At 62.8% G+C, this 7,637-nt stretch carries 8 protein-coding genes; 6 read left to right on the top strand and 2 right to left on the bottom strand.

Annotation, left to right across the window (positions count from 1 at the left end):
• Positions 1–44: 44 nt before the first annotated feature.
• Together WCE35_RS21950 and WCE35_RS21945 are read right to left on the bottom strand one after the other, a co-directional pair.
• A complete protein-coding gene (locus WCE35_RS21950; RefSeq protein ID WP_424595417.1) occupies positions 45–833 on the bottom strand; it encodes an alpha/beta fold hydrolase in 789 nt (262 codons plus the stop codon).
• Between the two features lie 46 nt (positions 834–879).
• Positions 880–1,194: a hypothetical protein gene (locus WCE35_RS21945; protein ID WP_424595416.1), complete on the bottom strand. Its 315-nt coding sequence runs from the start codon at positions 1,192–1,194 to the stop codon at positions 880–882.
• Positions 1,195–1,340: 146 nt separating this feature from the next.
• On the opposite strand from WCE35_RS21945, the gene WCE35_RS21940 reads away from it, so the two are divergent.
• The 6 genes from WCE35_RS21940 to WCE35_RS21915 form a co-directional block, all read left to right on the top strand.
• The gene (locus WCE35_RS21940) at positions 1,341–1,754 is read left to right on the top strand and encodes a copper chaperone PCu(A)C (RefSeq protein ID WP_424595415.1); all 414 of its coding nucleotides are present in this window, start codon (positions 1,341–1,343) and stop codon (positions 1,752–1,754) included.
• A gap of 94 nt (positions 1,755–1,848) precedes the next feature.
• Positions 1,849–3,630 (top strand): PQQ-dependent dehydrogenase, methanol/ethanol family, encoded by a 1,782-nt coding sequence (locus WCE35_RS21935; RefSeq protein ID WP_424595414.1) that lies wholly within the window; start codon positions 1,849–1,851, stop codon positions 3,628–3,630.
• A 68-nt stretch (positions 3,631–3,698) separates the two neighbouring features.
• On the top strand, positions 3,699–4,253 hold the full coding sequence (locus WCE35_RS21930; RefSeq protein ID WP_424595413.1) for a c-type cytochrome: 555 nt from the start codon (positions 3,699–3,701) through the stop codon (positions 4,251–4,253).
• Positions 4,253–4,900, top strand: a complete 648-nt coding sequence (locus tag WCE35_RS21925; RefSeq protein WP_424595412.1) for a hypothetical protein — start codon at positions 4,253–4,255, stop codon at positions 4,898–4,900. Before WCE35_RS21930 ends, WCE35_RS21925 begins: the two co-directional genes overlap by 1 nt.
• 228 nt (positions 4,901–5,128) lie before the next feature.
• Positions 5,129–5,620 carry a (2Fe-2S)-binding protein gene (locus tag WCE35_RS21920; protein WP_424595411.1) on the top strand — a complete coding sequence of 164 codons (492 nt, stop codon included), beginning with the start codon at positions 5,129–5,131 and terminating at the stop codon, positions 5,618–5,620.
• Positions 5,617–7,637: molybdopterin cofactor-binding domain-containing protein (locus WCE35_RS21915; protein ID WP_424595410.1), on the top strand; the 2,021-nt coding region annotated here is incomplete at its 3' end. The genes WCE35_RS21920 and WCE35_RS21915, both read left to right, overlap by 4 nt.

Below are 7,637 nucleotides of genomic sequence, written 5' to 3'. Positions count from 1 at the left end.
CAGCACACCTGCGATCGCCAGCAATGCCGCGGCCGCGGGAGCCTTCATGATACGACCTGCCGCGGTGTTTTGGTTTCGAGGCCGTCGAGGAACGGCAGCACCGCGTCGATGAAAGCCCGCGGCTGATCGATGTTGACGGCATGACCGGCGGCCGGGATCACCACTTTCCTGGCGCCGGGAATTTTTGCCGCCATGTAGTCGGTTGCAGCCAAGAACGGCGTGTCGTCGGCGCCGACCACGACCAGCGTCGGCACCTTGATATCGGGCAGCGATTCGATCACGCGGGCATCGCGCTGGGTCAGCATGCCGCGCGCTGCGCGGGCGAGACCCGACGCATCCCGATGCGTCACATCGGAGCGTTCGCGGCTTGCGGATTTGAGAACGTCAAGACCTTCGCGCTCGAAACGGTCGCCGGTGTCGTGAGCGCGCTTGTTCCAGACTTCGCGGGCGTCGTCCTTCTTGAAGCCGGGTCCGGTGTCGATGATCAGAAGCGCCCGTACGCGACCGGGATGGATGCGATGGAACGCCAGCGACATATAGCCGCCAAGCGAAAGCCCGCCGACGATCGCGTTGTCGGCGCCGACTTCATCGAGCAGCGCGGCCATGTCGGCAACCGTCAGTGCCTCGCTATAGGCCGCGGGATCGCCGGGGTAGTCGGACTGGCCGTGGCCGCGCATGTCCCACAACACGAGTTGGTGACGCCGCGACAGCGGCTCGATCTGCTCCTGCCACATCGCCGAGGTCGACGAATAGCCGTGAGTGAGCAACAGCGGCGGGCCGCTGCCGTGAACTTCGTAATAGATGTTGACCCCGTCGCGATCGATTTTCGGCATTGCGGCTTTCCAGTCGGGATTCCCGAACGATGGTGTGACGATTGCATCATAGCCCGATCCGTTCGCGGTTGGGAAATGCGGAAACAAGCGGCAAGGCCCGCGTCACCGTACGCCCACTCACAACGCCTTGCGGCGGCGCGGAAAATTTTATCGCCGAGCCGATACCTCGGATCGCTCGCATCCGGCCGTAAAATCCGGGACCATAATTCAGGCGTTTTTTAATCCCATTGCTTTTAATCCCGTCGCGATGAAGGCCGCCGGCATGCACGACCCTGATGTGTGAGTGCAATGCGTGCGCTTGCGATGCAAAAGAATAAAATACTACGCGGGAGGATTTGCTGATGAGCCGGTTGATGCGCATCGTTCGCCAACCTTTGGTTCACCTTTGGTTTCAACCTTTGCCGGCCGCCAAACTCCGCCAGCCGATCGAAAGATGAACCGGTGATCGCTCAGGCGACATTGTTTGTCCGCCATCGCCGCCGAAGGTCGATCCGATTCGGATCCGCCATGGTTGGGATCGGGATGGGCATCGCCAATGTCGCAGTGGCCGGCAGCGAAAATCTGCACATTTCGAAGGCATGGGTGCCGGCTACCGACGGCACGGGCGTCGACGTTCCCCTGCTGATGACCGTCAAGAACGACGCGGCCGAACCCGATGCACTGATCCGCGTCAGGTGCCCGTTCGCCAATTTCGCCGAGAAGCACATCGTCGACCGTGGCGAGGGCGCGCCCGCCATGCGCGCCATTCCATCGATTCCGATCCCGGCCAGCACCACTACCGAACTCAAGCCGAACGGTCATCACGTCATGCTGCTGCAGACGCGCCAGAAGCTGTCGGATGGCGAAACGCTCACCTGCGCGGTCGTATTTCAGAAGGCTGGAAGCCTGGAAACGGAGGTGCGTGTCATCCCATCACCCTAGCAACGGTAGCGGCGGATTCACTGGCCTCACTCGCTTGCCCGGATATGCCGGGCCATCAACGCAACAAGAAGTGCCAACTGGAGAAAACTGTCCCATGAAACGTTCGAGTTTTGACCGAAAGACCATGTTGCGATCCGGCCTGCTCGCCGGCGCAGTTGCCGCCATGCTCGGCGCGCCGCCGGTCCTGGCGGCTGACGAAGTCACCCACGACCGGCTGCTGAAGGCTGACGCTGAGCCCGGCAACTGGCTGCTTCATCACAAGAACTTCTCGGCCCACCGCTTCTCCAGCCTCAAGGACATCAACCGCGACACGGTGAAGAACCTGAAGGTGGCCTGGACCATGCATCTTGGTGGCGTGGAAGGCGGCGGCATCTGGACCCACGGGGGGCTTGAAGGCACCCCGATCGTGGAAAATGGTTTCATGTATGTCACCGACGGATGGGGCTCGGTCTACAAGATCGATACCCATGGCGGACGGGGTGTGATGGTCTGGAAAATGGACCCCAAGACCGATCACGACTGGGCGGGCGCGGTGGCCTGCTGCGGCGTCGACAATCGCGGCGTGGCGCTGTGGGGCAATCTCGTGATCTCGCACACGCTGGACGGCAGGCTGATCGCGACCAACAAGGAGACCGGCCAGGTCGCCTGGCAGCGAAATGTGGCCAATCCCGACAAGGGCGAGGTGGTGACCGGCGCGCCGCTGGTCGTGAAGAACCTGGCGATCACGGGCGTCGCCGGCGCGGAATACGGCATTCGCGGCTGGATCGCGGCGACCGATCTTTCCACCCAGAAGGAAGTCTGGCGCACCTACACGATCCCGGCCAAGGGCGAGCCGGGGCATGAAACGTGGAAGGACGACAAGAATGCCGCCGCCGCCGGTGGCGGCTCGACTTGGGTAACCGGAAGCTATGACCCTGCGACCAATACCCTCATCTGGGGCATCGGCAACCCCGGCCCTGACTGGGACAACCAGTATCGGCCCGGCGACAATCTCTACACCGATAGTTCGCTGGCGCTCGACGCCGATACCGGCAAGATCAAGTGGCATTACCAGCACACGCCGAACGATCCCTACGACTATGACAGCGTGGCGGAAAACGTGCTCGTCGACGTGCCCGGTCCCAACGGTACCTTGAAACTCGCGCTCGAAGCCGATCGCAACGGTTTCGCCTATGCCATCGATCGGACCACCGGCAAGTTCGTCTGGGGGCTGCCGTTCGTCAAAAAGGTCAACTGGACCAAGGGCCTCGATCCGGAATCCGGCAAACCGATCGAGTATGATCCCAAAAAAGATGTGCAGCGCTACAATGCCGCGGTAACGCCGCATCGCGAAAACAAGGTGACGGACATCTGTCCCGGCAATATGGGCGGCAAGAATTGGCCCCCCACGGCCTATAATCCGGACCTCAAGCTCTGGTACATTCCGGTCATCGAAAGCTGCAACCGGATCACGGTCGAGGAGGCGACGCCTGACAAGCTCAAGGCGCGCGAGTTCTGGACCGGCGGTGGGCCGAGCCAGCCGGTTCTCATCACCGGCAGCGTCGCCGCGGTGGACGTCACCACCGGCAAGCTCGCCGGCAAACTGGAAACGCCGTTCCCGATGCTGGGCGGCCTGCTGGCGACGCCTGATCTGGTGTTCGCCGGCCAGCCGTCCGGTGAGGTCATGGCGCTGGACGCCAAAACCCTCGAGAAGCGCTGGGAGTTCAACACCGGCGGCGGAGTCAATGCGCCGCCGATCGCGTTCACCGTGGATGGCAAGCAATACATCGCCATTCTGGTTGGATTGGGCGGCGCCTGGGACAAATGGTTCATCGACGCCACGCCGGAACTGAAAAGGATTCAGCCCGGATCGATGCTCTACGTGTTCTCGCTCTGAGATGAATCGAACGGGGGAGTCCGGCTATCGGCCGGGCTCTCCGGTTTGTTCTGGAAACAAAAAGAACGATGATGATATTCGGCCATGCTTACCTCGCTCGCGCCTTGCTGGCCTGCATAATCGGTATCTGCTTTTCCGTTACTGATGTGGCGCATGGCCAGTCGGCGGGTACGCCGGATCCGACCGACGCCGGCAAGGCGATATTCAAACGCGCCAACTGCATGGGATGCCACAAATGGCACGGCAATGGGGGCGGGGGCTACGGCGGCGATGCGCTGTCGCTGCGCAAGACCGAACTCACGCGCGAGCTGATCATCGAGACCATCGGCTGCGGCCGACCCGGCACCGGGATGCCGTTTTTCCTGCGCGGGGCCTATGATACGATCAAATGTTACGGCGCGCTGCAGGCGGACATGGCCGGAAACATGCCGCCCGAAGCCGGCAGCTTCCTTCGTGGAAACGACATCGAGGCCGTCGCCGACTATGTGCTTGCCCATATCAAGGGCAGGAGCGAACCGACCTACGCCGAGTGCATCGGATTCTTCTCGCAGGAGTCGCGGGCCTGCAACGTCTACAAGACCGATTCAGCCGCGTCCCCCGAGAACAAGCCGAAGGAGCGGTGATGACACGTCGCCCGAAAAACCTCGCGGTCGGAACTTTGTTCTGGCTGTTGCCGCTCGTTGCGCTCTCCATCGCGCCCGGCCTCGCCGAGGATCGGCAGGACGGCGATTTGCGGGAAATCCGCGTCGGGATGGCGGCCGGCGATCTCCCAAAGGCCGGCTATGTCGACCTCGTCTGTGCAAGCGAAGCCCCGCGGACGCTTTCGGGCTGGGACCGCTGGCGCGAATGTCCGGCCGACGCCGCCGGGATGCGTGCGGTGCGGTTCGGTTTCGATCCGGCGACCAGCAAAGACGGCACGATGGTGGCAGGCCACCCGGTGATCCTGACATTGTCGATCGACGATGCGGGGCAGGTCGCGGGTCTCCAGATCGAGACCGACCCGAAGGCCCGTCTGTATATCCGCAAGAAGGCCTTTCTGCTCGGGGTGCAGGCGAAATTCCGTTACGGCGCCGAAGGGTGGAGTTGCACCGAGGCGCAGCCTGCCGGCGGCGAGCAGCCGGTGGGAGGCGTCTTTCTCAAGGAGACATGCAGCAAGACGATCGCCGGCCGCAATGTTGTCATTGAGCGGAAACTTTTCAGGCTGCCGGACCAGGATGCGAAGAATTTCGTCGATGAAACCAGAATCAGTATCCAGCGAGCCAAAGGATAGGTGGTGGCTCCGGCACTCGACTGCCTGCAATTCGAGCAGCCGTCGCTTTCGCAACGCACCATGTTGCGGAAACTTTATTCTCTCGGAGCAATTCCGAATTGGATTGCCTCGAGAAATGCTTTCGGTATCATTAAGCTTTCCAACTGGTGCTGACCCGGTGGGCGCCAGCTGATATCCAAAAGCAAGTTGCCGCCGTAAGTGGCTTCATATACCGGAAAGGGAGCGCAAATGCCTAGTTTGAATATTAACGGGCGGAATATGTCCGTCGAAGCGGCCAATGATACGCCGCTGCTCTGGGTCATCCGCGAACAATTGCAGATGACGGGCACGAAATTCGGTTGCGGCGCCGGTCTTTGTGGCGCCTGCACGGTTCACGTCAATGGCGAGGCGGTGCGCTCGTGCCAGACCTCGGTCAGCGACGCCGTCGGCAAGAAGATCACCACCATCGAAGGTCTCAGCGCCAAGGGCGATCATCCCCTGCAAAAGGCATGGATCGCCGAGCAGGTTCCGCAATGCGGCTACTGCCAGTCCGGCCAGATCATGCAGGCGGCAGCTTTGCTCACCAAGAACGCCAATCCGACCAAGGATGAAGTGGTCGCTCACATGGACGGCAATCTCTGCCGCTGCATGACCTATTCGCGAATTCAGAAGGCAATCATGCGCGCCGCCGCCGATATGCGAACCGCGTCCAATACCGGCACCGAGCGGAGGCCCACATGAATACGCACGTGAAAATCACCCAAACCGAACCCGCCGATCTCAGCCGCCGCTCGTTCCTGGTCGGCTCCGCCGCCGCAGGGCTGGCGCTCGGCTATTCCGCCGTCCCCGGCATGCTCGGCGCCGATCAGGCGTTCGCGGCACCAGGCAATTTCGATCCCAGCGTCTGGTATTCGATCGCGCCGGACGGGATCGTCACGGTCACCTGCGGCAAGGCCGATATGGGCCAGCACATCGCCTCGACCATGGCGCAGATCGTTGCCGAAGAGCTCGGCTCGAGCTGGAAGGACATGCGGGTTCAGCTCGCCTCCAACGATCCGAAGTTTAACGATCCGGTGCTCGGCGCCCAGATCACCGGCGGCAGCTGGAGCACAATGATGAACTTCGATGCGATGAGTCGGGCGGGCGCCGCCGGACGCATCGCCTTGACCGAAGCCGCCGCTGCTGTGATGGGCGTGCCCGCCAGCGAGCTGGTGGTCCGCAATTCCGTGATCTCGCATCCGAAGTCGAAGAAGTCGATGACGTTCGCCGATGTCGTCAAGAGCGGCAAGGCGACAAAAACCTTCACGGCCGACGAGCTGAAGGCGATCCAGCTGAAGACGCCGGACCAATACAGCATGATCGGCGTCTCGGTGCCGCAGCTCGACATCCCCTCGAAGACCAACGGCACGGCCAAATACGGCATCGACGTCATGTTGCCGGGCATGGTGTACGGCAAGGTCGTGACGCCGCCGGTGCGCTTCGGCGCCACGGTGAAATCGGTCGACGACAGCGACGCCAAGAAGGTGCCGGGCTTCATCAAGGCCGTCACCCTCGACGACAAGACCGGCAGCACGAGCGGCTGGGTGGTGGCGGTGGCCAACACCTTTGCCAGCGCCCGCAAGGCGGCCGACGCGCTGAAGATCGCCTATGACGGCGGTCCGAACGCAAAGCTGTCGAGCCAGTCGCTGCTCGACGAGGCCAAGCGGCTGCAGGCGCTGGAGGATTCCGGGCAGTTCTTCGTCAAGGACGGGGACACCGCGGCTGCCTTCGGCACGGCGGCCAAGGTGATGGAGGCGGAATACACCACCAGCATCAACATCCATGCGCCGCTGGAGCCGATGAACGCCACGGCCGAGCTGAAGGGCGACATCTGGCACATCTATTCCGGCAACCAGTTCGCGACGCGCTCCGGTGCGATCGCGGCCGGCGCCGCCGGGGTCGATCCCAAATTCGTCGTGATGCATCAGATGTGGCTGGGCGGCGGCTTCGGCCGGCGGCTCGACGCCGACATGATGGTGCCGGCGGTGCAGGCGGCGAAAGCCGTCGGCAAGCCGGTCAAGGTGATCTATTCGCGCGAAAACGACATGACCATGGACTACTCGCGCCCGCTGACGTTCCAGAAGATCAAGGCGGGTCTCGATGGCGATGGCAAGCTGATCGCGCTCAACCACGACGTGGTCTCTGCCTGGCCGACCAAGCGGTGGGGAATCCCCGATTTCCTCTCGCCCTCGGTCGACAAGAAAGGCCCGCTCGACGCCTTCACCGTGAATGGCGCGGATTTCTTCTATTCCGTGCCCAATCACAACGTCCGCGCCATCCTGAACGAGATGGCGCACAACGCCACCCCGTCGGGCCAGTTGCGGTCGGTGGCGCCGGGCTGGACCTTCTGGGCGGTCGAAAGCATGATAGACGAACTCGCTCATGCGGCCGGCCAGGACCCCGCGCAGTACCGCATCGCGTTGCTGGACGGCAAAGGCAAGAACGACGGCGGCGCGCAGCGGCTGCGCAACACGCTGCTGGCGGCGATGGGCATGGCCGGATACGGCACCGGCAAATTGCCCAAGGGCGAGGGCATGGGCGTTGCCTGCGTCTCGTCGCAGGAAAGAGCCACCGCAAGCTGGACCGCGTGCGTGGCCCATGTCGCCGTCGCACCAAGCGGCGAGGTCAAGGTCAAGAAACTGACCGTGGCCACCGATGTCGGCACGCAGGTGCATCCCGACAACATCCGTGCCCAGGTCGAGGGCGCGGCGTTGTGGGG

Origin of the sequence: Bradyrhizobium sp., assembly GCF_049691595.1 — a bacterium.
Taxonomy (GTDB): domain Bacteria; phylum Pseudomonadota; class Alphaproteobacteria; order Rhizobiales; family Xanthobacteraceae; genus Bradyrhizobium.
This window is presented reverse-complemented; position numbering and strand designations above follow the sequence as displayed.